This window comes from uncultured Paenibacillus sp., assembly GCF_963515335.1.
Taxonomy (GTDB): Bacteria; Bacillota; Bacilli; order Paenibacillales; family Paenibacillaceae; genus Paenibacillus_I.
Genome location: NZ_CAUPYC010000062.1, coordinates 1 through 24410 on the forward strand (window position 1 = coordinate 1; position 24410 = coordinate 24410).

25 protein-coding genes are annotated in these 24410 nt (G+C 58.6%); 24 read left to right on the forward strand and 1 reads right to left on the reverse strand.

Features of this window, described 5'->3' with window-relative positions; translation table 11 throughout:
• Window positions 1-166 precede the first annotated feature (166 nt).
• The 8 genes from veg (at window position 167) to RWM61_RS16315 (ending at window position 5929) form a co-directional block, all read left to right on the forward strand.
• Window positions 167-442: a biofilm formation stimulator Veg gene (gene veg, locus RWM61_RS16280; RefSeq protein ID WP_036584289.1), complete on the forward strand. Its 276-nt coding sequence runs from the start codon at window positions 167-169 to the stop codon at window positions 440-442.
• 85 nt (window positions 443-527) lie between these two features.
• Window positions 528-716: a small, acid-soluble spore protein, alpha/beta type gene (locus tag RWM61_RS16285; protein ID WP_314002697.1), complete on the forward strand. Its 189-nt coding sequence runs from the start codon at window positions 528-530 to the stop codon at window positions 714-716.
• Between the two features lie 288 nt (window positions 717-1004).
• Complete coding sequence (ispE, locus tag RWM61_RS16290) at window positions 1005-1859, forward strand: 4-(cytidine 5'-diphospho)-2-C-methyl-D-erythritol kinase (RefSeq protein ID WP_314002699.1); 855 nt, start codon at window positions 1005-1007, stop codon at window positions 1857-1859.
• Window positions 1860-1940: 81 nt separating this feature from the next.
• Complete coding sequence (gene purR, locus RWM61_RS16295; protein ID WP_314002701.1) at window positions 1941-2768, forward strand: pur operon repressor; 828 nt, start codon at window positions 1941-1943, stop codon at window positions 2766-2768.
• A 24-nt stretch (window positions 2769-2792) separates the two neighbouring features.
• On the forward strand, window positions 2793-3185 hold the full coding sequence (locus RWM61_RS16300; protein ID WP_314002703.1) for a RidA family protein: 393 nt from the start codon (window positions 2793-2795) through the stop codon (window positions 3183-3185).
• Between the two features lie 130 nt (window positions 3186-3315).
• On the forward strand, window positions 3316-3603 hold the full coding sequence (spoVG, locus tag RWM61_RS16305; protein ID WP_036584081.1) for a septation regulator SpoVG: 288 nt from the start codon (window positions 3316-3318) through the stop codon (window positions 3601-3603).
• A 136-nt stretch (window positions 3604-3739) separates the two neighbouring features.
• On the forward strand, window positions 3740-5140 hold the full coding sequence (glmU, locus tag RWM61_RS16310) for a bifunctional UDP-N-acetylglucosamine diphosphorylase/glucosamine-1-phosphate N-acetyltransferase GlmU (protein WP_314002707.1): 1401 nt from the start codon (window positions 3740-3742) through the stop codon (window positions 5138-5140).
• 135 nt (window positions 5141-5275) lie between these two features.
• Window positions 5276-5929 carry a 50S ribosomal protein L25 gene (locus RWM61_RS16315; RefSeq protein ID WP_314002708.1) on the forward strand — a complete coding sequence of 218 codons (654 nt, stop codon included), beginning with the start codon at window positions 5276-5278 and terminating at the stop codon, window positions 5927-5929.
• 95 nt (window positions 5930-6024) lie between these two features.
• Here RWM61_RS16315 and RWM61_RS16320 read toward each other — a convergent pair whose 3' ends face one another.
• Window positions 6025-6267: a hypothetical protein gene (locus tag RWM61_RS16320; protein WP_314002710.1), complete on the reverse strand. Its 243-nt coding sequence runs from the start codon at window positions 6265-6267 to the stop codon at window positions 6025-6027.
• Window positions 6268-6358: 91 nt separating this feature from the next.
• On the opposite strand from RWM61_RS16320, the gene pth reads away from it, so the two are divergent.
• From pth to RWM61_RS16400, 16 genes are all read left to right on the forward strand, one after another.
• Window positions 6359-6919: an aminoacyl-tRNA hydrolase gene (gene pth, locus RWM61_RS16325; protein ID WP_314002712.1), complete on the forward strand. Its 561-nt coding sequence runs from the start codon at window positions 6359-6361 to the stop codon at window positions 6917-6919.
• Between the two features lie 54 nt (window positions 6920-6973).
• The gene (locus tag RWM61_RS16330) at window positions 6974-7204 is read left to right on the forward strand and encodes an anti-sigma-F factor Fin family protein (RefSeq protein WP_314002714.1); all 231 of its coding nucleotides are present in this window, start codon (window positions 6974-6976) and stop codon (window positions 7202-7204) included.
• Window positions 7205-7433: 229 nt separating this feature from the next.
• Complete coding sequence (gene mfd / locus RWM61_RS16335; protein WP_314002740.1) at window positions 7434-10955, forward strand: transcription-repair coupling factor; 3522 nt, start codon at window positions 7434-7436, stop codon at window positions 10953-10955.
• Window positions 10942-12123 carry a peptidylprolyl isomerase gene (locus RWM61_RS16340; RefSeq protein ID WP_314002716.1) on the forward strand — a complete coding sequence of 394 codons (1182 nt, stop codon included), beginning with the start codon at window positions 10942-10944 and terminating at the stop codon, window positions 12121-12123. Before mfd ends, RWM61_RS16340 begins: the two co-directional genes overlap by 14 nt.
• 367 nt (window positions 12124-12490) lie before the next feature.
• Window positions 12491-13771: an urea ABC transporter substrate-binding protein gene (urtA, locus tag RWM61_RS16345; protein ID WP_314002718.1), complete on the forward strand. Its 1281-nt coding sequence runs from the start codon at window positions 12491-12493 to the stop codon at window positions 13769-13771.
• Window positions 13772-13937: 166 nt separating this feature from the next.
• Complete coding sequence (urtB, locus tag RWM61_RS16350; protein WP_314002720.1) at window positions 13938-14846, forward strand: urea ABC transporter permease subunit UrtB; 909 nt, start codon at window positions 13938-13940, stop codon at window positions 14844-14846.
• 62 nt (window positions 14847-14908) lie between these two features.
• Entirely contained in the window at window positions 14909-15979 is a 1071-nt protein-coding gene (gene urtC / locus RWM61_RS16355) for an urea ABC transporter permease subunit UrtC (RefSeq protein WP_399538850.1), read from the forward strand.
• Window positions 15945-16727 carry an urea ABC transporter ATP-binding protein UrtD gene (gene urtD / locus RWM61_RS16360; protein WP_314002722.1) on the forward strand — a complete coding sequence of 261 codons (783 nt, stop codon included), beginning with the start codon at window positions 15945-15947 and terminating at the stop codon, window positions 16725-16727. The genes urtC and urtD overlap by 35 nt, the downstream gene beginning before the upstream one ends.
• Complete coding sequence (gene urtE, locus RWM61_RS16365; RefSeq protein ID WP_314002725.1) at window positions 16705-17400, forward strand: urea ABC transporter ATP-binding subunit UrtE; 696 nt, start codon at window positions 16705-16707, stop codon at window positions 17398-17400. Before urtD ends, urtE begins: the two co-directional genes overlap by 23 nt.
• 375 nt (window positions 17401-17775) lie before the next feature.
• On the forward strand, window positions 17776-18792 hold the full coding sequence (locus tag RWM61_RS16370) for an ABC transporter substrate-binding protein (protein ID WP_314002727.1): 1017 nt from the start codon (window positions 17776-17778) through the stop codon (window positions 18790-18792).
• A 7-nt stretch (window positions 18793-18799) separates the two neighbouring features.
• The gene (locus tag RWM61_RS16375) at window positions 18800-19600 is read left to right on the forward strand and encodes an ABC transporter permease (protein ID WP_314002729.1); all 801 of its coding nucleotides are present in this window, start codon (window positions 18800-18802) and stop codon (window positions 19598-19600) included.
• A gap of 47 nt (window positions 19601-19647) precedes the next feature.
• Window positions 19648-20526, forward strand: a complete 879-nt coding sequence (locus RWM61_RS16380) for an ABC transporter ATP-binding protein (RefSeq protein WP_314002731.1) — start codon at window positions 19648-19650, stop codon at window positions 20524-20526.
• A gap of 67 nt (window positions 20527-20593) precedes the next feature.
• The gene (locus RWM61_RS16385) at window positions 20594-21745 is read left to right on the forward strand and encodes an agmatinase family protein (RefSeq protein WP_314002733.1); all 1152 of its coding nucleotides are present in this window, start codon (window positions 20594-20596) and stop codon (window positions 21743-21745) included.
• A 117-nt stretch (window positions 21746-21862) separates the two neighbouring features.
• The gene (locus tag RWM61_RS16390) at window positions 21863-22021 is read left to right on the forward strand and encodes a hypothetical protein (protein ID WP_314002735.1); all 159 of its coding nucleotides are present in this window, start codon (window positions 21863-21865) and stop codon (window positions 22019-22021) included.
• A gap of 281 nt (window positions 22022-22302) precedes the next feature.
• The gene (gene spoVT, locus RWM61_RS16395; protein ID WP_314002736.1) at window positions 22303-22845 is read left to right on the forward strand and encodes a stage V sporulation protein T; all 543 of its coding nucleotides are present in this window, start codon (window positions 22303-22305) and stop codon (window positions 22843-22845) included.
• 240 nt (window positions 22846-23085) lie between these two features.
• Window positions 23086-24410, forward strand: a 1325-nt coding sequence (locus tag RWM61_RS16400; RefSeq protein WP_314002738.1) for an oligosaccharide flippase family protein, incomplete at its 3' end; no start/stop codon positions are given.

Below are 24410 nucleotides of genomic sequence, written 5' to 3' on the forward strand. Positions count from 1 at the left end.
CGAGCGACACCACATACTTGGGTAAGTCTCCAAAAAAGTACATCGCAAAAAGCTCTGAAAAAAAGCCCGTTGACAAATTCTTTAGTTGGTTGTTATAATTATTGCTTTATTTGACACGACCCCTCTAATTCGGTATAATGGACAAGGAAAGAGGTGGTAGTGGACAATGGCAAAAAATGCGCTGTTGGAAATCAAACGGAGCTTGGAAGCACATGTCGGATCCAAAATTTGTCTTCGCGCTAACGGCGGTCGCCGGAAGACTATTGAGCGTACCGGTGTGTTGGAAGAAATCTACCCATCTGTTTTCATTGTCAAACTCGATCAGGAACAGCACGCTTTTAAGCGTGTTTCTTACAGTTATGCGGATATTTTAACCGAGTCGGTGGAAGTCACGGTTGTCGGCGACGACGGGCATGTCCGGATCACGTATATTCAGCACTGAAGCCCGGCCGTATGGATGGAACGGAGGCGGCGCATACTAAGCGGGACGACTTCAAGCATAACGCATGCCGGAAGGAGGACCTATGATGAGCCGCAGAAGACGGTCGATCATGTCGGAAAGCTTCAAGAACGAGCTGGCCCAGGACCTCGGTTTTTACGATACCGTGAAGACGGAGGGCTGGGGCGGCATACGCGCGAAGGATGCGGGCAATATGGTCAAGCGGGCGATTCAGTTGGCCGAGCAATCAGCAGCCACACGGAATAACCGGCCGTAACCGAATAGGATAGGCAGACTCTGAACGACCGATGCGTTTCTTTAACGCGCCGGTCGTTTTTCGCATTTAGGCGGGTAAGTGGTATAATAAGGGCTCCGGTTGTTCGGTGTCTTCGCTCCGTTTCGCGCCCGTTTCCTGATCCAATTAGCCCAAGCAAGGTGGAAACGGGCACAAACAAGTCGTTCTTACCCCGAACAACCTCCGCAGCAATTGAATGAAAATAATCATGAGAATAATCGTGTTACAACAAAGCTGCGATGAAAGCATAACGAGCGGGTGAAAAGATCGATGAAGGTATACGAGAAAGCGCCGGCCAAGATTAATCTTTTGCTGGATGTGCTGCATAAACGGGATGACGGATTCCATGAGGTCGAGATGATCATGACGATGGTTGATCTTGCCGATCGTCTGACGATGGAAGAGCTTCCAAGGGACGGGATCATTATTTCAAGCCAGGCCGGTTATATCCCGCTGGACGAGAAGAACCTGGCGTTTCAAGCCGCCAGGCTGATTAAGGAAAGATATAACGTTCGCAAAGGCGTCTACATCCATTTGGACAAGCATATCCCTGTCGCGGCGGGGCTGGCGGGCGGCAGCAGCGACGCGGCCGCCGCGCTGCGCGGCCTGAATCGGCTATGGGGGCTCAACATTCCGCAGGACGAGCTTTGCCGGCTGGGCGCGGAACTCGGCTCGGACGTGCCCTTCTGCGTGACGGGAGGCACGGCGGTTGCCCGCGGACGGGGGGAGAAGCTGGAGCCGATTGTGAATCCGCCGCAATGCTGGGTCGTGCTGGCCAAGCCCCCGATCAACGTGTCGACCGCGGATGTATATGGGCGGTTTCGAGCGGCGGGGCTGCGTGAGCACCCTTCTACTTCGGCTATGCGGTCCGCGATCGAACGCGGCTCTTTCGCGGACGTATGCGCCGGTCTCGGCAATGTGCTGGAATCGGTCACCCTGGAACTGTATCCCGAGGTGCGGCAGATGAAAAAAACGATGCAGCGCTTGGGAGCGGACGGCGTGCTGATGTCCGGAAGCGGACCGACGGTTTTCGGCCTTGTGGCCAAGGAAGCCAAAGTGGCCCGCATTTATAACGGTCTGCGCGGTTTCTGCAAGGAAGTGTACGTGGTAAGAATGCTGACATGAGTTTAACGTTCTTCTTGATAAAAACCGTATAAAAATGTTATATTGTCAATATAATATTCGGATTTTATCGGGGGGATAGCCGTGAAGAAATTGAAGCGCAGTTCGAGACTGGTGGAAATGACACAGTACTTATTGGCTCGTCCCCATACGTTAATTTCGCTGACAGCGTTCGCCGACCGGTATCAATCCGCCAAATCGTCGATCAGCGAGGATCTCGCCATCATCAAGGAAGTGTTTGAAAGCGAAGGCTTGGGGGAGTTGAATACCTTGGCCGGCGCGGCAGGCGGCGTGAAATATATACCCAAGACGGACAAAGCGGCCGCGCTCCGCACGATGCACGATATCTGCCGCCAATTGGAGCAGCCCGAGCGGGTGCTTGCCGGCGGCTATTTATACATGACCGATATGATCGGACAGCCCGGGCTCATGGGCGAGGTCGGCCGTATTTTTGCCTCGGCTTTTGCCGGTAAGGATATCGACGTTATTATGACCGTAGAGACCAAAGGTATTCCGCTCGCTTATGCGACCGCGACCTATCTGAACCTTCCGGTCGTCATCGTGCGCCGCGACAACAAGGTGACGGAAGGGTCGGCCGTGAGCATTAATTACGTATCGGGCTCGACCAAGCGCATCCAGACGATGTCGCTCGCCAGACGGGCGCTGAAGGACCATTCCCGGGTGTTGATCATTGATGATTTCATGAAAGCGGGCGGCACGATTCAAGGCATGGTGGATCTTCTTTCCGAGTTTAACGCCACGGTTGCCGGAGTCGGCGTATTCGTCGAGTCCGGAGAGGTCGGCACGGAGGAACGGCTGCTCGAGGATTACATTTCGCTCGCCAAATTGACGAATGTAGACCTGAAGACGAAGCAGACCACAGTGGTGCCGGGCAATTATTTCCAATTTTAAGGACAGAAAGGCGGTTGCAAGCTTATGGGACACAGACCGAAACCGGTATCGACGGCAGGAGCGCCCGCGGCGATCGGGCCGTATTCGCAGGCAATGAAACTAGGAAATTTGCTGTTCACCTCCGGCCAAATTCCGCTGACGCCGGGAGGCGATCTTGTGCAAGGCGGCATCGAAGAACAGACCCATCAGGTGTTCGCCAACCTGAAAGCCGTGTTGGCCGAGGCTGGCGCCGGCTTCGGCGACGTAGTCAAGGCTACCGTTTTTATTAAAGACATGAACCAGTTTGCGGCGCTTAACGGCATCTATGCGTTTTACTTCGGCGACCATAAACCGGCACGCTCGACCGTTGAAGTCGCAAGGCTTCCCAAGGATGTCCTTGTCGAAATCGAACTGATCGCAGCGATTCCTGTCGAATAGAATCGAAATCCATTTCCGCCAGAAATTTATTTTTAAAACTGACTCAAAATTTCCAAATATAAGAAGGATTTTGCTCAAACGTGTGGAATTATACACCAAGTCTTCGATAGGCAAAGGTGGTGAACACAGAGTGCAAATTACCGATGTAAGACTCCGCCGTGTAAATTCCGAAGGACGAATGAAGGCGATCGCTTCGATCACCATTGACAATGAATTCGTTGTCCATGATATTCGCGTCATTGACGGGAACAATGGGATGTTCGTGGCTATGCCGAGCAAACGTACGCCGGACGGAGAGTTCCGGGACATCGCTCATCCGATTTCGTCAACAACGCGCGAGAAGATTCAAGCCGCCGTTCTCGCCGAGTATGAGCGGGCAGCCACGGAGGAAGAAGCAGCAATCGAAGAAGGTGCGTGAAATCGTGTATGTTCGAGAAGAGAGGGCCGCACGGGCTCTCTTTTCTTTTGTGCGGAAAAAATGATATAGTCAGATGGAACTCACACGGGCTTCCGAAAAGCCTGAACAGGCGGCTGCGGGGAGGAAAGAGCGTTCTATGAAGAAAATGGCGATTGTGCTTGCGGCGGGTCAAGGCAAGCGAATGAAATCGAAGCTGTATAAAGTATTGCATCCGGTATGCGGCAAGCCGATGGTCGGACATGTGCTGGATACGGTACGGGATTCGGCATGCGAACGGACGGTTGTCATAGTGGGCCACGGCGCAGAGGCTGTGCAGAGCTATGTCGGAGACAGGGCGGAATGTGTTCTGCAGCCTGAGCAGTTGGGCACAGGGCATGCCGTGCGGCAGGCCGAGCGGTTGATCGGCGGTGAGGAGGGTACGACGATCGTCATTTGCGGAGATACGCCGCTCGTCACGCCGGCCACGATCCAGTCCATGCTGGCGCTGCATGCGTCGAGCGGCGCGGCGGCGACCGTTCTTACGGCCGAGATGGCCGATCCGACCGGTTACGGACGGGTCATCCGCAGCGGCGGCGGTGCGGTGGAGCGGATCGTGGAGCATAAGGACTGCTCTCCCGAAGAGCGGGAAGTCCATGAAATCAATACCGGCACCTACTGCTTCGACAACCGGAAGCTGTTTGAAGCGCTTGCGCAAGTCAAGAACGACAATGCGCAAGGCGAATATTATTTAACCGACGTTATCGCCATCTTCAAGCGTGCCGGCGAGACGGTGCAGGCCTATTGCACGAGCGACCTGGCGGAAGCGATCGGCGTCAACGACCGGGTGGCGCTGGCCGAGGCGGAAAAGCGGATGCGCGAGCGTATCGTTCGCCGCCATTTGCTCAACGGCGTCACGGTGATCGACCCGTCGGCGGCCTATATCGAATCGGACGTCATGATCGGTGCCGATACCGTTATTTATGCCGGCACGGTCCTGCGCGGCCGCACAGTGATCGGCGATGATTGCTCGATCGGTCCGAATGCGGACATTACCGATTCCGTAATCGGCGACGGAGTGACCGTGAAGCATTCCGTGCTCGCGCAGGCCGAGGTCGGCGATGAAAGCGCGGTCGGTCCTTATGCGAACCTGCGCCCCGGCTCGAAGCTCGGCAAAGATTGCAAGGTCGGCGATTTCGTCGAGCTCAAGAACGCTTCGCTCGGAGACGGCAGCAAGGTCTCGCATCTTTCCTATGTCGGCGACGCCGTCGTCGGCAAAGACGTCAACATCGGCTGCGGCGCGATTACCGTCAATTATGACGGGTTCAACAAGTCGATCACCGAAATCGGCGACCATGCTTTTATCGGCAGCAACTGCAACCTGATCGCCCCGGTGAAAATCGGCGAAGGCGCCTACGTGGTGGCAGGCTCGACGATTACGCAAGACGTCGCGCCGGGCGATCTCGCCATTGCGCGCGAGCGGCAGGTCAACAAGGAAGGCTACGCCGATCGGATCCGTTCCAAGGCGAAGCTGAAGAAGGAACGGGGGGGCAAGGCGTAGAAATCAGCTTTTGACATCTAATCTATGGGGGAGTCGGCGGCGTCCGTCATCTCCGCGTTGGATGCATGCGATTAGTTTGCCGTCTAAATGGGTAACAATATAGGGATATCTTAGCGAATCCAAGGAGGTTTCCCTATGACGCTTACGATGAAGGCGGAAGATCGTCTGGTTCAAACGAAAGCTGATTTGCGCCGGCTGCGGCAGCAAGGCAAGGTTCCCGGTGTCGTATACGGTAAAAATATCGGTAAACCGACCGCGATTGCGGTCAGCGAGAAAGAGCTGCTCAGCCTGCTGCGTTCGCATCCGAATGCCGTTCTTGAGCTTGAAGTTCCTTCGGCCGGGAAGCAGCCGGTTATGATGAGCGATGTGCAGCGGGACTCGTTGTCGCGCGGTCTGCTTCATGTCGATTTCCATCAAATCAATCTCAATGAACAGGTAAAGGCCCACGTGCGTCTGGAAGTTGCGGGCGAAGCGCCGGGCGACAAGGAAGGCGGCATTCTGCAGCTCATGCTGCATGAGCTGGAGGTTCAATGCCTGCCGCGCGACATTCCGGAGTCGATTGAGGTGGACGTGTCGAACCTGCAAATCGGGGAAAATATTCTGGCAAGCGATTTGGAGCTCCCGCAAGGCGTTGAGATGAAATCGGATCCGGAGCAGGTCGTCGTCACGATTCTGACGCCGCAGAAGGATATTACCGAAGAAGAGGCGGAAGACGCCGCCGTGGAGTCGGCGGAAGCGGAAGCCCGCGCCGCAGAGGCGGGAGCCGAGGAGGTCAAAACCGAGGCTTGATCCCGGCCGTCCTGTTATCGTCCGACAAAAAAATGGGCTGTCCCGGCCGTCGTACGGCGCCGGGGCAGCCTGTATTGCTTTACAGGGCACGCGGTTCAGTAGCCGGGCCGGGAAATGAAGGTGAATTGATCCCGGTGATAGAACACATTGTTGACCTTCACATAATCCGCGCAGAATTGTTCGATGAAGCCGATGTCGCTGTGCTCGCGCCCGCAATAGATCTGTACCGGAACCTCGTGGTCGATGTGGTCGAGGAAATGCCGGTCCTCCACCAAACGCTGACCGTTGATATAGATCGTGGTTTCCACATACAAATTCGGCATGATATCATTGATCATGTCATCACCTCTACATATAATGACAATTTAGAACAAGTTTTCGTTGCACGGCAAACCTAATAATTTTCGGATCGAAATGAGGCGAATGACCGTGAAATGGATTGTCGGTTTGGGAAATCCCGGCGGTTCTTATCAATCGACGCGGCACAATGTCGGATTTATGGCGGTGGACGCGCTTGCCGCCAGATGGGGGATCTCCGTTAACCAAAGCAAATTCAAGGCGCTCGTGGGCGAAGGCCATGCCGGCGGCACCAAGGTTTACCTGATGAAGCCGATGACCTATATGAATCTTTCCGGAGAATCGGTGAGAGCGTTCATGGACTTCTATAAAGCGCCTTTGGAAGATATGATCGTGGTGTACGACGATCTCGATACGGAGCTCGGCAAAATCCGGCTGCGCTATCAAGGGGGTGCGGGAGGCCACAACGGCATCAAATCGATCGTCCAGCACACCGGCACCCAGTCGTTTAACCGCGTCAGGATGGGGATTTCGCGTCCCGAGCCCGGCTGCAATATCGCGGATTATGTATTAACCAACTTCGCCAGGGATGAGCAGGAGAAGCTGAAAGCGATGATAGAGACGGCCTGCGATGCCGTCGAATATGCGCTCAACCATCCTTATGATGAGACCATGGCCCGATATAGCCGTTAGTTTCCGGCGGAATCGGGCATACTGAGGGTATACCCGACCCTCAGGAGGCATACAATGGCTGTAAATTACGTTTGCCGGCACTGCCGGACCCCGATCGGATCGCTGGAGCGGGAGGATTTGACCGAAGCGCGTCTGGGCTTTCATTTCTTGACCCCCGAGGAGCGCAGCGATATAATAGCGTATAACGCAAACGGCGACGTCACGGTGCGGGTCGTCTGCGACTACTGCCGCGAAGCGCTTGAAGCGAATCCGGAATTACTGCTCGTGCACAGTCCGCTTCAATAGCGGCCGTGCCGGGCAAGAACGACGAATCGGCGGCCGGGTACGTTCCGGAGCCGATGCACGGCCTTGGCGTGAACGCCGAGGCTATTTTCCTGTGAAGCAAGCCCGATTGATTGATTTCTATTACGTATAAAAGCGCATAGAACGCGCCCGGCCGCGCGAAGGCTGGGGGCGTTTATGCGCATGTTGTCCGTTTGAACAGAAAGTGGGTGCCCGAACGTTGAAGATCTTAATGGAGGCCTTTGCCGCCGACCGCGATGTGCAGAATGTGCTTTCCGGCTACAGGCAAGGAATGCGGGAGCAGATGGTATCCGGCTTGGCGGGCTCATCCCGGCAGGTGATGATCGCGGTGCTCAAGCGCGAGTTGGACCGACCGATGCTTGTGGTGACGCACAATATGTTTGCGGCGCAGAAAATCACGGAGGACTTGCAGGAATGCCTGTCCCCGGATGAGGTGCTGCTGTACCCTGCGAACGAGCTCGTCGCCGCTGAAGCCGCGATCTCGAGTCCGGAGACGCTGGCCCAGCGGATGGATGTGCTGATCCGTTTGTCGCAAGGCTACCGCGGGGTTGTCGTCGTGCCTTTCTCCGGCGTGCGGCGGTTTCTTCCGATACGCGAATTCATGAAGGAAGCGCAAATCCCGTTGAAAGTCGGCGGCACGATGCCGATGGAGTCATTCCTTCGCCGGATGGTGGAGCTTGGTTATGAGCGCGTCGACCGGGTGGAATCGAAGGGCGAGATGAGCGTGAGGGGCGGCATCGCGGATTTTTATCCGCTGACGTCTCCGTTCGCCTGCCGGGTAGAATGGTTCGACGACGAGGTCGATTCCATCCGCACGTTCGATCCGGCCGATCAACGCTCGATCGACAAGCTTGACGCTTTCGTCGTGCCGCCCGCCAAGGAAGTGATGGCCGATGAGCGGAGGCAGCGGAATGCGGCGCAGCATGCGTCGGAGCTGCTGGAGAAGCAGCTGGAGAAAATGTCCGACCGGCTGGCGAAGGACCGGCTGCGCGAGGAGATCGGCGCCGAGATCGAGAAGCTGCGGCAGCAGGTTTATTTTCCGGAAATGTATAAGTATATCGCCTTGCTGTACCCCGAGCGCGAGACACTGTTCGACTACATGCCGCAGGACACGCTGCTCGTTATGGATGAGCCGACCCGGCTGATCGAAACGGCGAAGCAGCTGGAGCGTGACGAGTCCGAATGGGCCACGCATCTGCTGCAGAACGGCAAGTCGCTGCCCGGCTTCACGCTCGCCAAGGAAAGCGAAGAGGTATTGTACCACCGGCCTTTTCCGACGTTATTCCTGTCGCTGTTCCTGCGCCAGATTCCGCATACCCAGCCGCAGAACATTCTGAACATCGTCAGCCGGGCGATGCAGGATTTCCACGGGCAGATGAATGTTCTGAAAGCCGAGATGGAACGGTGGCGCAAGGCGCACGCGAACGTCATCATGCTTGCGGGCAATACGGAACGGATGGAGCGGATGAAAAGGGTGCTGTTCGATTACGGCATCGAGCTGCCGGTCTTGATCGAGGGCAATCTGCAGAGCGGCTTTGAGCTGCCGTCGTCGCACCTGGTGGTCATCACCGAAGGGGAAATGTTCTCGAAGAAGCAGCGCAAAGCGGCGCGGCGCACCGACAAGAAGATGGACAATGCGGAACGGATCAAAAGCTATACCGAGCTGAAGGTCGGCGATTACGTCGTCCATCAGAACCACGGCATCGGCAAATATATGGGCATCGGTACGCTTGAGATCGGCGGCATTCATAAAGACTACCTTCATATCCTGTATGCCGGCGGGGATAAGCTGTCCGTGCCGATCGACCAGATCGACCTGATCCAGAAATATGTCGGCTCCGAGGACAAGGAGCCGAAGGTTTACAAGCTCGGCGGCAGCGAATGGACCAGGGTCAAGAACAAGGCCCGCTCGTCCGTGCAGGATATCGCCGACGACCTGATCAAATTGTACGCGGAGCGTCAGGCCGCCGTGGGCTTCGGCTTCCAGAAGGATACGCCGTATCAGCAGGAGTTCGAAGCGATGTTCCCGTATGACGAGACGAGGGACCAGCTGCGGGCGATTGAAGAAATCAAGAAGGATATGGAAATTTCGAGGCCGATGGACCGGCTGCTCTGCGGCGACGTCGGCTACGGCAAAACCGAAGTGGCGATCCGCGCGGCGTTCAAGGCGGCGATCGAGGGCAAGCAGGTGGCCGTCCTCGTGCCGACGACGATTCTCGCGCAGCAGCATTACGAAACGTTCCGTGAACGCTTTTCCGGTTACCCGTTCAATATTCAGGTATTGAGCCGATTCCGGTCGCGCAAGGAACAGAACGGGACGATGAAGGGACTCAAGGCCGGCACGGTGGACGTCGTGATCGGCACGCACCGGCTGCTCTCGCAGGATATCGTGTTTAAGGATTTGGGTCTGCTGATCGTCGATGAGGAGCAGCGTTTCGGCGTCTCCCATAAGGAGAAGCTGAAGAAGCTGAAAACGAATGTCGACGTGCTGACGCTGACGGCGACGCCGATTCCGCGAACCCTGCATATGTCGATGCTCGGCGTGCGGGACCTGTCGGTCATCGAGACGCCGCCGGAAAACCGGTTCCCGGTTCAGACTTATGTCGTCGAATACAGTCCGTCTCTCGTCCGGGAAGCGATCGAGCGCGAGCTGGCCCGCGGCGGTCAGGTGTATTATCTGTACAACCGGGTCCAAGGCATCTATCAGATGGCGGAACAGATTACGGCGCTGGTGCCGGATGCGAGAGTGGCGGTCGGGCACGGGCAAATGTCGGAGCAGGAACTGGAGAAAACGATCCTCGATTTCCTGGACGGTGAATCGGACGTGCTCGTCAGTACGAGCATCATCGAGACGGGCGTCGATATTCCGAACGTCAATACGCTCATTGTGCACGATGCGGACAAGATGGGCTTGTCCCAGCTTTATCAGCTGCGGGGACGCGTCGGCCGTTCGAACCGGATCGCCTACGCTTACTTCACCTATCAGCGGGACAAGGTGCTTACAGAGGTGGCGGAGAAAAGATTGCAATCGATCAAGGAATTCACCGAGCTGGGCTCGGGCTTCAAGATTGCGATGCGCGATTTATCCATCCGCGGCGCCGGCAATTTGCTGGGCGCGGAGCAGCACGGCTTCATCGCGTCGGTCGGCTTCGATCTGTACTCGCAGATGCTCGCCGACGAGATCGCCAAACGCAAGTCGGAGATGTACGGCGAGGCCGCGGCGCCGGTCAAGGAGACGAACACGCAGATCGATCTCGGCATGGACGCGTACCTGCCGTCCGATTATATTTACGACAGCATCCAGAAAATCGAAATCTACAAGAAGGTCGCGGTCATCCGCACGGTGGAAGAGACCGAAGATCTGCGCGAAGAATTGACCGACCGGTTCGGCGATCCGCCGGAAGCGGTCGACCATTTGCTGGCCGTCGCCAGATTGAAAGGGTATGGCCGCGAATACGGCATCGAGCTGATTTCCCAGCGCGGAGAGGATCTCGTGCTGAAGTTCGCGCAGACAGAGGCGTCGAGAATGGATACGAAAAAGGTCGACCGGCTGTGCCAGGCTTTCGAGAACCGTTTCGGCCGCTCGTTCGCTTCCGACGGCGTCACCCCGCTGATCCAGCTTCGGGGCAAAGGATTGGCCGATTCGGCAAAATTGGAAATGCTTGAGCGGTTTCTGGTACAATATAGAGAAGCTCTTAAACTGAAAGGGGAACTACAAGATGTTGTTCAATAATCGCAAATCGGCATGGCAACGCGGCATGCTGCTGCTGTTGGCGGCCGTGCTCGTCATGACGGCGGCGGCTGCTTGCGGCAAGGGCCAGAAGGAAGAAGGCGCCGCCGCACCGGGCAGCGACGACGAGAAGACCGTGGCGACCTACAAAGACGGCGGCAAGGTGGCGGAGACGGAATTCAACAAATATGTCACGCTTATGGAGATCACCAACCCGCAGACCGCTATGTATTTGTCCATTCCGCAATTCAAGGAGCAGGAGCTTCAGCGTTATATCGTATATAAGGAGTTTTCCAAGCAAGCGACGGATGAAGAACAGAAAGCGGCCAAGGAAGAGGCCGATAATTTCAAGGGCGAGCTGGATAAAGCGTTGGGCGCGGAGACAGGCAAATCGTTGAAGGATAAAATGGCGGAGACGAAGCTGACGACCGCGGAATCGGCGAGCTTCGCCGAAGTGATGATCGCCGCCGGCAAGGTGATCGAGAAGAAGTCGAAGGAGCTTGAAGGCACAATCAAGGAAGAGGACGTGAAGGCCGAGTTCAACAAGGCCCCTGCGGACTATAATACGGTTACGCTGCGCCATGTTCTGGTCGCTTTGTCCGATTCGGCGACGGGCAAAGAGCTGCGCACCGAAGCGGAAGCGTTGAAGCGGGCGCAGGAAGTGAAGAAGAAGCTTGACGCGGGCGGGGATTGGAACGCGATTGCGAAGGAATATTCAGACGATCCCGGCTCGAAGGACAACGGCGGCGCTTACGAGCCGACGCAAGCCCGTAAATGGGTTGCGGCCTTTAAAGAAGCGGCCAATACGCAGAAGATCGGCGTAATCGGCGAGCCGGTGAAGACGGAATACGGCTATCATGTCATGAAGGTCGAGAAGCGCGAGGTGGCGGCGTTCGAGAAGCTCTCCGAGGAAACGAAGAGTGAGCTGAAGCAGACACTGCTGGCGCCGAAGCTGAACGAGTTCATGCAAACCGAGCAGGACAAGCTGGAGATCAAGACGAATCTTCCGCAAGAGGCGCCTCAAACCGAAGGCGGCGCTACGAACGGCGGAGCGACGGATGGCGGAGGCGGAGGCGGAGCGACTGGCAATGACGCAGCCGGCAACGGTGCGGCGAACGAAGGTGCCGCAACCGATGCCGGCGCGAAGAATGAGGGCAATACAGCCAAATAAAGCTGCGGCTTGATTCGGGACAACCCGGGGGATATTTCCTCCGGGTTTTTTCAATTAAGGTTCCATTTACAGGGGGACAACCCAAGTTTGATATCCGCTATTCCGACTTTACGTTATTATTTATGACATATGGGTGTTCGAAACCTCTATTCTCAGGCTTATAAACCTACTTTTACGCCTATTTGCGAGTAAAACTAACATGAAATCTAATAAACCACAGTATAAATCTTGAGAATCAGGACTCGATCAGCATATTGTGTAAACTATATTGACATAAACCATACATCGACCTATAATCAAAACAACGAACGATAAAACAAAAATACATACAAACGTTCGGGAAAAGTAAATTTTGGGGAGTGGGAGAATGAAGAAATCGGTTTGGTCCAGTGTTTTGCTTGTACTTCTTGCGCTCAGCATGGTGCTGGCGGCATGCGGGGCGAATAACAACAGCAAGCCTGCAAGCGGCGGCGGGACGAACACGGCGGCGGAAGGCGGCGATACGGGTGCGGCCGGCGAAGCGGAAGGCGGGGAGATCAAGGTCGGGATTCTTCATTCGCTCAGCGGCACGATGGCGATCAGCGAAGTGTCGGTGAAAGACGCCGAGATGATGGCGATCGAAGAGATCAACGCCAAGGGCGGCGTGCTCGGCAAGAAGCTGGTGCCGGTCGTGGAGGACGGCGCTTCCGACTGGCCGACTTTCGCGGAGAAAGCGCGCAAGCTGATTTCCGAAGACAAGGTGGCGACGGTGTTCGGCGGATGGACGTCCGCAAGCCGCAAAGCGATGCTGCCGGTGTTCGAGGAACTGAACGGGCTGCTGTGGTACCCGGTCCAGTACGAGGGGCTTGAGTCGTCCCCGAACATTTTCTACACGGGCGCAACGACGAACCAGCAGATCGTGCCTTCGGTCACTTGGCTGCTGGAGAACCGGGGCAAGAAGTTTTTCCTGCTTGGCTCCGACTACGTGTTTCCGCGCACGGCCAACAAAATCATCAAGGAGCAGCTGAAGGCCGAGGGCGGCGAGCTGGTGGGCGAGGAATATACTCCGCTGGGCCATACGGATTACAGCACGCTGATCAGCAAAATTAAAGAAGCGGATCCGGATATCGTGTACAACACGCTTAACGGCGACAGCAACGTGGCTTTCTTCAAGCAGCTGAAGGACGCCGGCATTACGGCGAAGGACCTGACGACGCTGTCGGTTTCGGTGGCGGAGGAAGAGATTCGCGGCATCGGCGCGGACGTGCTCGAGGGCCAGCTGGCGGCCTGGAATTACTATCAAACGACCGACACGCCGGAGAACAAAACGTTCGTTGAAAATTACAAGAAAGCCTACGGCGAAGACCGCGTAACGGCCGATCCGATCGAAGCGGGTTACATTGCGGTATACCTGTGGGCGGCAGCCGTGGAGAAAGCGGGCACGACGGACGTGGCGGCGGTGAAGGAAGCGGCCAAAGGCCTCGAATTCAACGCACCGGAAGGCAAGGTCACGATCGACGGCGAAACCCAGCATATTTATAAAACGGTCCGGATCGGCGAGGTGCAGGCTGACGGCCAGTTCAAGGAAGTGTTCGCGACGGACGGACCGGTGAAGCCGGATCCTTATCTTAAAGGCTACGAGTGGGCGGCTAGCCTAAGCGCCGAGTAACGGCGCGCACAATCCATCGAATCATCATCGCAGCACCTTTCGGAGGCGAAGCATGAGACAGAGAGCATGCCGCCTCCGGCTATCATACCAGGGTCGGAGCAGAGGAAGTGTTCGAGCCGTCGGATGCTTCCTTTGCTGTTCCCTCAAGCGGCAAAGGGGTGGATTTATGGACGTTACGATTCTGCAGATGTTCAACGGACTCAGCGTGAGCTCGATTCTGCTGCTCATCGCGCTGGGGCTGGCGATTACATTCGGCCTGATGAACGTCATCAACATGGCGCACGGCGAATTGATCATGATCGGCGCCTATGCGACGTACGTGACGCAAAACCTTTTCAAAGACCTGTTTCCGGAAGCGATGTTCGGCTGGTATTTCGTCTTGTCGATTCCTGTAAGCTTTCTGGTCGCTTTTCTGTTCGGCCTGCTGCTCGAGTATTCGCTCATCCGTTTTCTGTACGGAAGGCCGCTCGACAGCCTGCTGGCCACCTGGGGCGTCGCGCTGGCGCTGCAGCAGCTTGCGCGCACGATTTTCGGAGCTCCGAACGTGGCTGTCACCAGTCCCGAATGGCTGAACGGCGGGCTGGCGCTGACGGACGGCCTTGTTTTGCCGTATAAGCGGCTGTTCATCATTGGCCTAGTGGCGGTCACGCTGTTCGTCATGTACCTGTACATTTACCGCAGCCATGCGGGCCGCCGGATGCGCGCCGTCATGCAGAACCGCGACATGGCCGCCTGTCTCGGCGTCTCGACACGCCGGGTAGACGCGCTTACGTTCGCCATCGGCTCGGGCATCGCCGGCATTGCCGGCAGCGCGCTGACGCTGATGGGGCCGATCGGCCCTTCGCTCGGCACGTATTACATCGTCGACGCGTTCATGGTCGTCGTGCTGGGAGGGGTCGGCAAGCTGGTCGGCACCGTGTTCGGCGCCGTCGGAATCGGATTGACGAATACGCTGTTCGAATACTGGACGACCGCCTCGCTCGGCAAGGTGCTCGTATTTCTGTGCATCGTGGCGTTCCTGCAATGGAAGCCGAAAGGGCTTGTGGCGATGCGGACCCGTTCACTCGACTCATGACCCAGGCGCGACAAACGAAGAAGAGGTGATGCAGCTTGCAACGGCAAAAGCAAATGCGAACGATGACGCCGCGGCGCATCTATGTGCTGATCGGCTACGCGGCGGCGGCTATCGCGCTGTTCAGCGCGCCGCTGTATTTGAGCGATTTCCGGCTGAACCTGCTGGCCAAATTTCTGGCGTTCGCGATCGTGGCGCTGGGACTGGATCTCATATGGGGGTACACCGGCATTCTCAGTCTGGGCCACGGCGTGTTCTTCGGGCTCGGCGCCTATGCGATGGCGATGTATCTGAAGCTGGAGGCGAGCGGCGGCAAGCTGCCGGACTTCATGAACTGGAGCGGCCTCACGGACCTGCCCTGGTTCTGGAAGCCGTTCGGGAGCTTCGGCTTTGCGGTTGCGGCCGGCGTGCTGCTGCCCGCCCTGCTCGCGCTTGTGCTCGGATTTTTCACCTTCCGGAACCGGATCAAGGGCGTCTACTTCACGATCCTGACCCAGGCGCTCGTCATCATTGCGACGACGCTGTTCGTCGGGCAGCAGGCTTACACGGGCGGCACGAACGGCGTGACGGGCTTCAGCACGATTCTGGGCGAGTCGCTCGGCAAGGCGGAAACGAAGCAAACCCTGTATTTCGCAACGGTCATCGCGCTGCTCGCCGCTTTCGTTATGTGCCGGTATATCGTTCAGAGCCGGTTCGGCCGCGTCCTGCGGGCGATCCGCGACGGCGAGAACCGGACGCGGTTCATCGGCTACGATCCGGCCGTGTACCAGATGCTCGTTTTTTGCGTATCCGCCGCCCTGGTGGGACTTGCGGGCATGCTGTTCGTCCTGCACGTCGGCATCATATCGCCCTCGATGATGGGCATCGTCCCTTCGATCGAGATGGTGCTTTGGGTGGCCATCGGAGGCCGCGGGACGCTGGTCGGCGCCGCGCTCGGCGCGATTCTGATGAACGCCGCCAAAAGCACGTTCAGCGAATCGTATCCGGAGCTGTGGACGCTGTTCCTCGGCTTGCTGTTCGTCGTCGTTGTCGTCTTTCTGCCGAAGGGTTTGGCGGGACTGTTCCCGCACATCAAGTTCCGCAAAAGGAGGGGGCCGGAGCATGAAGGAGAAGGCGTCCGTTATTCTGCATTGTAACGATGTGACGGTGGAGTTCGACGGCTTCAAAGCCGTGCAAGGGATGGACTTCGAGCTGAAGCGGGGGGAGCTTCGCTTCCTGATCGGGCCGAACGGCGCCGGCAAGACGACGATGCTCGACGTCATCTGCGGCAAAGTGAAGCCCGCGGCCGGCAAGGTGCTGTTCAAGGGCACCGTCGACATTACGCGGAAAAAGGAGCACGCGATCGCGGCGCTCGGCATCGGCCGCAAATTCCAGACGCCGTCGATTTTTCACACGCTGACGGTATTCGAGAACCTCGAAATTGCGATGAGCCAGAACCGGGGCGTGTTTGCGACGCTGCGGGCGAAGATGCGAAGCGGGGACCGCGAGCGGATCATGAACCAGCTCGCGATGATCGGCCTGGAGCCGAAGGCGGATTGGCGGGCGGGACGCTTGTCCCACGGCGAGAAGCAGTGGCTGGAGATCGGCATGATGCTGCTGCAGGAGCCGGAAATTTTGCTGCTCGACGAACCGGTTGCGGGCATGACGGATAAGGAAACCGACAAGACGGGCGAGCTGCTTCACGTTATTGCGAAGAAGCGTTCGGTCGTCGTCGTCGAGCATGACATGGAGTTCGTGCGGAATTTTGCGAGCAAGGTAACGGTTATGCATGAAGGCAAGCTGCTGAAGGAAGGCTCCATGGACGAGGTGCAGGGAGACGACCGGGTGGCGGAAGTGTATCTGGGCAAAAGGCGGGATGCGGATGTTGGCCGTACGACAGCTTGAGTCGGGCTATGGCGAAAGCGTCATTTTACGGGACGTGTCGCTCACGGTGGAGCCGGGCCGGGTGGTGTGTCTCCTGGGCCGCAACGGCGTCGGCAAGACGACGCTCATGAAGAGCGTGATGGGCGTGCTGAAGGCCCGCGGGGGAACCGTCTCCTACAAAGGGGAAAATCTCACGAAGCGGACGCCCGGCTACCGCGCGAAAAGCGGAATCGGGTACGTGCCGCAGGGCCGCGAAATTTTCCCGCAGTTGACCGTGTATGAGAATCTGCTGCTCGGCCTGGAGGCGGGCAAGTCGAAAACGCGTGAAATTCCCGCGGAAGCGGTCGCCAAATTCCCGGTGCTGCCGGCGATGTACGCGCGGCGGGGCGGCGATCTTAGCGGCGGGCAGCAGCAGCAGCTTGCGTTCGCGCGGGCGCTGGCCTCGAAGCCGGAGGTGCTGCTGCTGGATGAGCCTTGCGAAGGCATACAGCCTTCGATCGTCGAGGATATCCGCGATGTGATCCGTTCGATCAAGGCGGAAGGCAAGACGGCGATTTTGCTGGCGGAGCAGAGCCTTGAGTTCGTCCGGAGCGTCGGCGATTATTTTTATATTTTGGAGAAGGGCGCGGTGGCTTGGGAAGGCGGACTTTCCGACCTGAACGAGGAAGTTGTGCTGAAATATTTGACCGTTTAGAAATTATGTAAGAATAGCTAACATTAATATTGACACGCATGAATGATCACCTTTAAACTAGTGTTAAACGTAAGGATATTTCACAAATGAATAAGGTTCCCCGTCCGGAATGGCCGGATGTCGGGGGAGAAAAGCCGTCTAGGGTTCCGTTGAGCCTGCGGAGCGAAGACACGATCTGTTGAGTCGAGACTTTCGTTCCGAGATCAAGCTGGTCCGAGAGACGGCGTATGGAAGGGCGAACATCTTTCTGCAACGAGAGGCGTCCGCGTCAATCCATATAACACGGAAGGATAAAAGCCTGGGAGACGTCTCCCCGGCTTTTGCTTTTTCCAGGCGATATGGAGCCGTATATCAATTCGTGGGGAGTGGGAAGAGATGGAGAGAACGGGCAAAAGGGTGCTTGCCGCACTGATGATCGCGGTTTTGGCTTTCACGGTCGCCGCCTGCGGCGGTGGCGCGAAGGAAACGTCCGGAGGCGGAAGCGGCGAGCCGATCACGATTGCGCTCAGTCCGTGGCCGGGCTGGTACATGTGGTATCTGGTCGAGGAAAAGGGCTTCTTCGAGAAGCGCGGCGTCAATGTGAAGCTTGAGTTTTTCCCGGTCTACAGCGATTCGCTGCAGGCGCTCTCGACCGGCAAGGTCGACGCGAACAGCCAGACGCTCAGCGATACGCTGGCGCCGGCGTCCAAGGGAATCGGGTTGAAGGCGGTGCTGGTGAACGACAATTCGTTCGGCGGCGACGCCATCGTCAGCAAACCGGACATCAACAGTGTTAAGGACCTGAAGGGCAAAACCGTCGCAACCGAGCTCGGCACCGTCGACCACCTGCTGCTTCTGACGGCGTTGGACCAAAACGGGATGAAGGAAAGCGACATCAACTACGTCAACATGACGGTCAACGACGCCGGTCCGGCGTTCATCTCCGGCAACACCGACGCATCGGTGCTGTGGGAGCCGTTCCAGACGAAGGCGGTCAAAGAAGGCAAAGGCAAGGTGCTTTTCTCCTCGAAGGATACGCCGGGGCTTATCCCGGACCTGCTCGTCTTCCGCGAAAGCGTGGTGAAAGAGCGTCCGGAGGACATTCAGAAAATCGTCGACGCCTGGTTCGATGCTTTGGATTACTTCCGGGCCAATCCGGAGGAGTCGATCGAGCTGCTTGCGGGGAAAGCCGAAACGACGCCGGAGGACTTCAAGCTCGGCCTCGACAGCATCAAGCTGTTCACGCCCGAGGACAACGTCAAGGCTTTCGAGAAAGGCGACGATTACACATCGCTTGCTTACACGGGAGCGAAAACCGCGGAGTTCCTGAAGAAGCTCGACATGATCGGAGACGTCAAGGATATCGGGGCGCTGCTTGATCCGCAATTCGTGAAAAAATCCGCCGGGAGGTGAATCGCTTATGCAGCCGCCGAAACGCCGCAAACCGCCCAGGTTTCAGATTTTCAAAGACATCGGGAATAAGTCGTTTGCCGTCACGGCGGGCAGTTCATTCGCTTTCCTGCTGGCAGTCTGGTCCTTGTTAAGCTACACGGAAGCCGTCAACCCGGTCTTTCTGCCTCAGCCGCACCGTGTGCTGGCCGAATTGGTACGCCAGCTCGGCAGCCCGGAATACTGGAACCATATCGGCATCAGCGTATTCCGGGTCAGCGCCGGCTTCGCGCTCGCCTGTCTGGTCGGCATTCCGATCGGCATCCTGGCCGGGACGTTCAAATTCGGCGAAGCGTTCGTCGAGCCGCCGATGGAATTTATCCGCTACATGCCCGCCGTCGCCTTCATTCCGCTCATTATGGTGTGGGCGGGGATCGGCGAATGGGCCAAAATCCTGCTGATCTTCATCGGCTGCTTTTTCCAGCTTGTGCTGATGGTGGCCGACAACACGCGCCGCGTTCCGCAGGATCTGCTGCACGCCTCCTTTACCTTGGGGGCCGGGCGCTGGAAGGCGATCGAGACGGTGATCATTCCGGCCATTCAGCCGCAATTGATGAACACGCTGCGCCTCATTCTCGGATGGGCCTGGACGTATCTCGTCGTCGCCGAGCTGGTGGCGGTGAGCAGCGGTCTCGGCTTCGCGATCATGAAAGCCCAGCGGTTTCTGAACACGGAGCAAATTTTCGTCGGCATTATCGTCATCGGCCTGCTCGGCCTGATCAGCGACCGGATTTTCGCATTCTTGAACCGCCGCCTGTACCCGTGGGCATAACGATTAAGCCGGGCGGCGGCCGTCGGAATCATGAAGGAGGAGAGGTCATGGAGCAAGCTGCACGCATACGCGGAACGGATCGTACGGATGGGCTGGAAGTTCCCGGCGCCGGCCCGGCAGCCGGTGAAGCCCGTTTGGCCGCCCCGGTACAAGCGGGATTCACCGGCGCGGCGCCCGGAGAAATCGCCATCCGGGATCTCAATAAAGTGTACGAATCCGGGAAAAGCCGATTCGAGGCGCTACGCGACATCCGGCTGACGGTTGGCGGCAACGAATTTCTGACCATTCTCGGCCCGTCGGGCTGCGGCAAATCGACGCTGCTCCGCATTGTGGCCGGTCTGGATGAAGCGACTTCGGGCACGGTCGCGCTGGACGGGGAAGAAGTGATCGGACCGGGCGCCGACCGCGGCATGGTGTTTCAGGGCTACACGCTGTTTCCCTGGCTGACCGTCCGCGAGAACATCGAGTACGGCCTGAAGCTGAGGGGCGTTCCGATGATGGACCGCCGGGGCGTATCAAGCTACCTGCTGCGCGTCATCAAGCTCGAAGCGTTCGATAAAGCTTACCCGAAACAACTGTCCGGCGGCATGAAGCAGCGGGTGGCGATCGCCAGAGCTTTGGCCAACCGGCCGAAGGTGCTGCTGATGGATGAGCCTTTCGGCGCGCTCGACGCCCAGACGAAGCTGGAAATGCAGGAGATGCTGTTGGACGTTTGGGAGAAGGAAAAGACAACCGTTCTGTTCATTACGCATGATATCGACGAAGCGATATTTCTGTCCCAGCGCATCGTAGTTATGGGAGCCGCCCCCGGCCGCATCCTCAAGGAATTTCAGGTGAAGCTGCCGGCGGCGCGGACGCCCGAGGTGCGGGAGCATCCCGAATTCCTCGCCCTGAAGCGGGAATTGGCCCAATTGCTGAGACACTAGCGCGAACCGATCACGGAGCTCGGGATTTATCCCTATTTCATCATCTTATTTCGGGAGGACTGGCAGCATGGGATTTTTCGATAACCACGGACTTAACTACCGCAAGCGGATTCAAGATGAAGCGAGTTTCGAGCGCGGGGACTTGCACGGCATTCAAGCGGCGGCCAAGGAAGCGACGTTGTCCGCCGAGCGTCACGACGAGGAAATCCGGCGGAATCTGGAGCTCGGCCTGGAGGCGGCGCCAAGCATCGGCGACCGCACGATTTCAACCTTCAGCCGCGGCGAGCTGCCGCATTACGCCGGCATCAACACGTTTCTCAAGCTGCCTTACCTGGAGGACGTCAACAAGGTGGGCGAGTATGACGTGGCGATCATGGGCGTGCCGTTCGACATCGGCACGACGTACCGTTCCGGCACGCGCTTCGGTCCGCAAGCGATCCGCCGCATTTCGGCGCTTTACCAGACCTACAATTACGAGTTGGGCGTCGATCTGCGTGAGCAGCTCAAAATGTGCGATCTGGGCGACGTATTTACGATCGCCAACATCGAGAAAAGCTTCGACCAGATCACCAAAGCGGTCTCGCACGTCATGAGCAAGGGCACGATGCCGGTCATTCTCGGCGGCGACCACTCGATCGGCTACCCCTGCCTGCGCGGGGTGGCGGAGAATATCGAAGGCAATGTCGGCATTATCCATTTGGACCGCCATATCGACATTCAGGAGAAGGACATGGACGAGCGGATGCACACGACGCCTTGGTTCCATGCGACGAATATCCCGAACGCACCGGCGGTCAATCTGGTGCAGATCGGAATCGGCGGCTGGCAGGTGCCTCGCGCCGGCGTACAGGTCGGACGTGAGCGCGGCACGACGATCATGACGATCAACGACGTCGAATCCCTCGGCATCGACAAGGTGGCCGAAATGGCGCTGGAAGTCGCCTGGAAAGGCGCCAAAGCCGTCTATCTCAGCTTCGACATCGACTCGGTCGATTGCGGCTTCGTGCCGGGCACGGGCTGGCCGGAGCCGGGCGGCTTCCTGCCGCGCGAGGCGCTCAAGCTGATGGGTCTCGTCGCCAAGGAGGGCATCGCGGCGATGGAGGTCGTCGAGGTCGCGCCGGCTTACGATATCAGCGACACGACGGCGCTGCTGGCGGCGCGGGCGGTGCTTGACGTGCTGGCGACGATGGTCGACAGCGGCAAGATCGGCGGCAAATAAGCAGGCGGGCTTCCTTGGCCGGCGGTACGTGCCGGATCGGAGGGCCTGATCGGTGCCGTCATGATGACCGCCGCGTTTTGGGGATTGCCCGGGCGGCGGTGAAACGGGGTGAAAACGATGCCGAATCACATGGGAGGCCGGTGCCTGCAAGGAGTCGAAGGCGAAGCGAAGGCGCCGTTGATGGGCAAGGCGAACCGCCGTCTGCTGACGGCGCTCGGCTTGCTGGCGAAGGTGATGTTCTTCAGGCATCCTGCTGCCCGGTCGATTGGAAGTTGATGGTCGGCGGGTCCGCGCAGAGCGTACCGAAGGGCGGAGAGAAAAGCGGCGACGCCGGGAAGGCGCGCGGCGGCGGCGGCATTTTCCGGCGGAAGCCGGGCCTTGGAGATTGGCGGCGGAAGCGATCGGCTGGCGCGCATAAGAAAATGGGAGGGGATGAATACTATGGTCAGTAACGCCGACACCCGTAATCCCATTCTCTATAGAAAAGCCGGGCGGCCATAGGCGGTCCGTAAACTCCAGTCGATTCAACATCTCCGAGGAAAGTGGGGCATCTAGACATGAAAGCAACTGGAATTGTTCGCCGCATCGACGATCTCGGCCGTGTGGTGATCCCGAAGGAAATCCGCCGCACGCTGCGCATTCGGGAAGGCGACCCGCTTGAAATCTTCGTCGACCGCGACGGTGAGGTTATCCTGAAGAAGTATTCGCCGATCGGCGAGCTTGGCGATTTCGCCAAGGAATACGCCGAATCGCTGCACGAAAGCACGGGCCATATGACCCTCATCTGCGACCGCGATACGTTCATCGCCGTGGCAGGCGCATCGAAAAAGGAATTTCTCGAGAAGTCGGTCGGTTCGGTGCTCGAGCAGTGCATGGACAACCGCAAAACCCTGTCCGAAGCGGGCGGCGGCTCGTTCGAGCTCGTCAAGGATCTGTCCGATCAATACACCTCCCTTGTGATCGCGCCGATTATATCGGGCGGCGACCCGATCGGCGCCGTGGCGCTGGTGAGCAAGGACGAGAATGTGAAGATGGCCCAGATGGAGACGAAGATGGCGGAGACGGCGGCCGGATTTCTGGCGAAGCAGATGGAGCAATAGGAAGGATGCCGACAAAAGCTTCCCCTGTGCAAGCGCAAGCGTGCGCGGCAGCGGAAGCTTTTTTGCGCTTTTTGCGCTTTGTTCGCGGCGTGCGGGGTACGGTTTGCTTGCGGAGCCTGTGTTCCGGGGCGATTTGGGGTATAATGGGACATTATGCGCCCCCTCGCTCGGGCGTGGGACGCGACGTGGACGGTGAAAAACGGAACAATGGAAGTGCGCAGGGAGGCGATGCGGCCTCGTATGAATAAACAGGCGAATGGACGAACCGGGCGAGACGGCCTGCCTGCCGGTGCCTGGATCCGCGGGGCGGCGCTGCTGGGCGGGGCGGCGCTCTTATCGAAGGCGATCGGCACGCTGCAGAAAATTCCGCTGCAGAACGTGGCCGGCGACCGTGTGTTCGGCTTGTACAGCGCGGTTTACCCGTTCTATCAGCTGCTGCTGTTTCTGGCGGCGGCCGGCATACCGTCGGCGGTGTCGCTGCTCGTGGCGCAGCGGATGGAGCGGGGCGACGCCGAAGGCGGCCGGCGGCTGGCAAGGGCCGCGGTTATTGTGCTCGGACTTACGGGCGCGGGCGGGTTTGTCGCGATGTGGACGGGCGCCGAACGCGCAGCCGCCTGGATCGGCGACCGGGCGGCCGCACAGGCGGTGAAGGCCGCCGCCGCCGCGCTGTGGTTTATGCCGGTTATGGCGGCGCTGCGCGGCTATTTCCAGGGGCTGCACCGCATGGAGCCGTCCGCCGCTTCCCAGGTGGTCGAGCAGGCTGTTCGCGTAACGGCCATGCTGATTCTGCTCGGCATCGGCTGGCAAGCGGGCTGGAGCGACGGCTCGCTTGCAGCCGGAGCGACCGCCGGTTCGGCCTTCGGCGGCGCGGCCGGGCTGGCGGTTATGGCGCTCTGGTGGCGGCGCGAGCGGATGAAAGCCGTCGTCGTTTATCGTTGGGGCGGCTCCGGACGAGACGGTTGCATTAGGAGCCGTGCGGTGGAAAGGGTCGGGGGCTTGTGGCCGGATATGAAGCTGCTCGCCGCGGTAGGCCTGCCCGCCGCCCTCGGCTCGGTCGCGGTGCCTGTCGCGGGCATCGTCGATGCTTTTACGGTGCCTCGGCTGCTCGCGGCGCAGGGTGCTTCCGCGGCGGATGCCATGACCGCGTTCGGGCTGTACAGCCGCGCACAACCGCTCGTGCAACTGGTCGTGATGGTCGCGGGAGCGGTGGCTGGCGCATTGGTGCCGGCGCTTGCGGCCGCCCTTGCGCGAGGCGATCTGGACGCCGTTCGGATGCAGGCGTCGCTTGCCGTCCGCACGGCCTGGTGGACCGGCGCGGCCGCCGCCGTGGGGCTGATGCTGCTCGCCGAGCCGTTCAACGTCGCTTTGTACGCCGACCGTCAGGCCGGCGGCACGTTTGCGGTCGTCTGCGGCACCGCCTGGGCGGCGACCGTGAGCGCGGTGTCGGCCGCCGTCCTGCAGGGGCTCGGCCGGGCGGGCCTGTCGGCCGCCATGCTGCTGCTCGGCGCGCTGCTGAAGGCCGCGCTCAACCTCGCGCTCGTGCCGGCGTTCGGCATCGCGGGCGC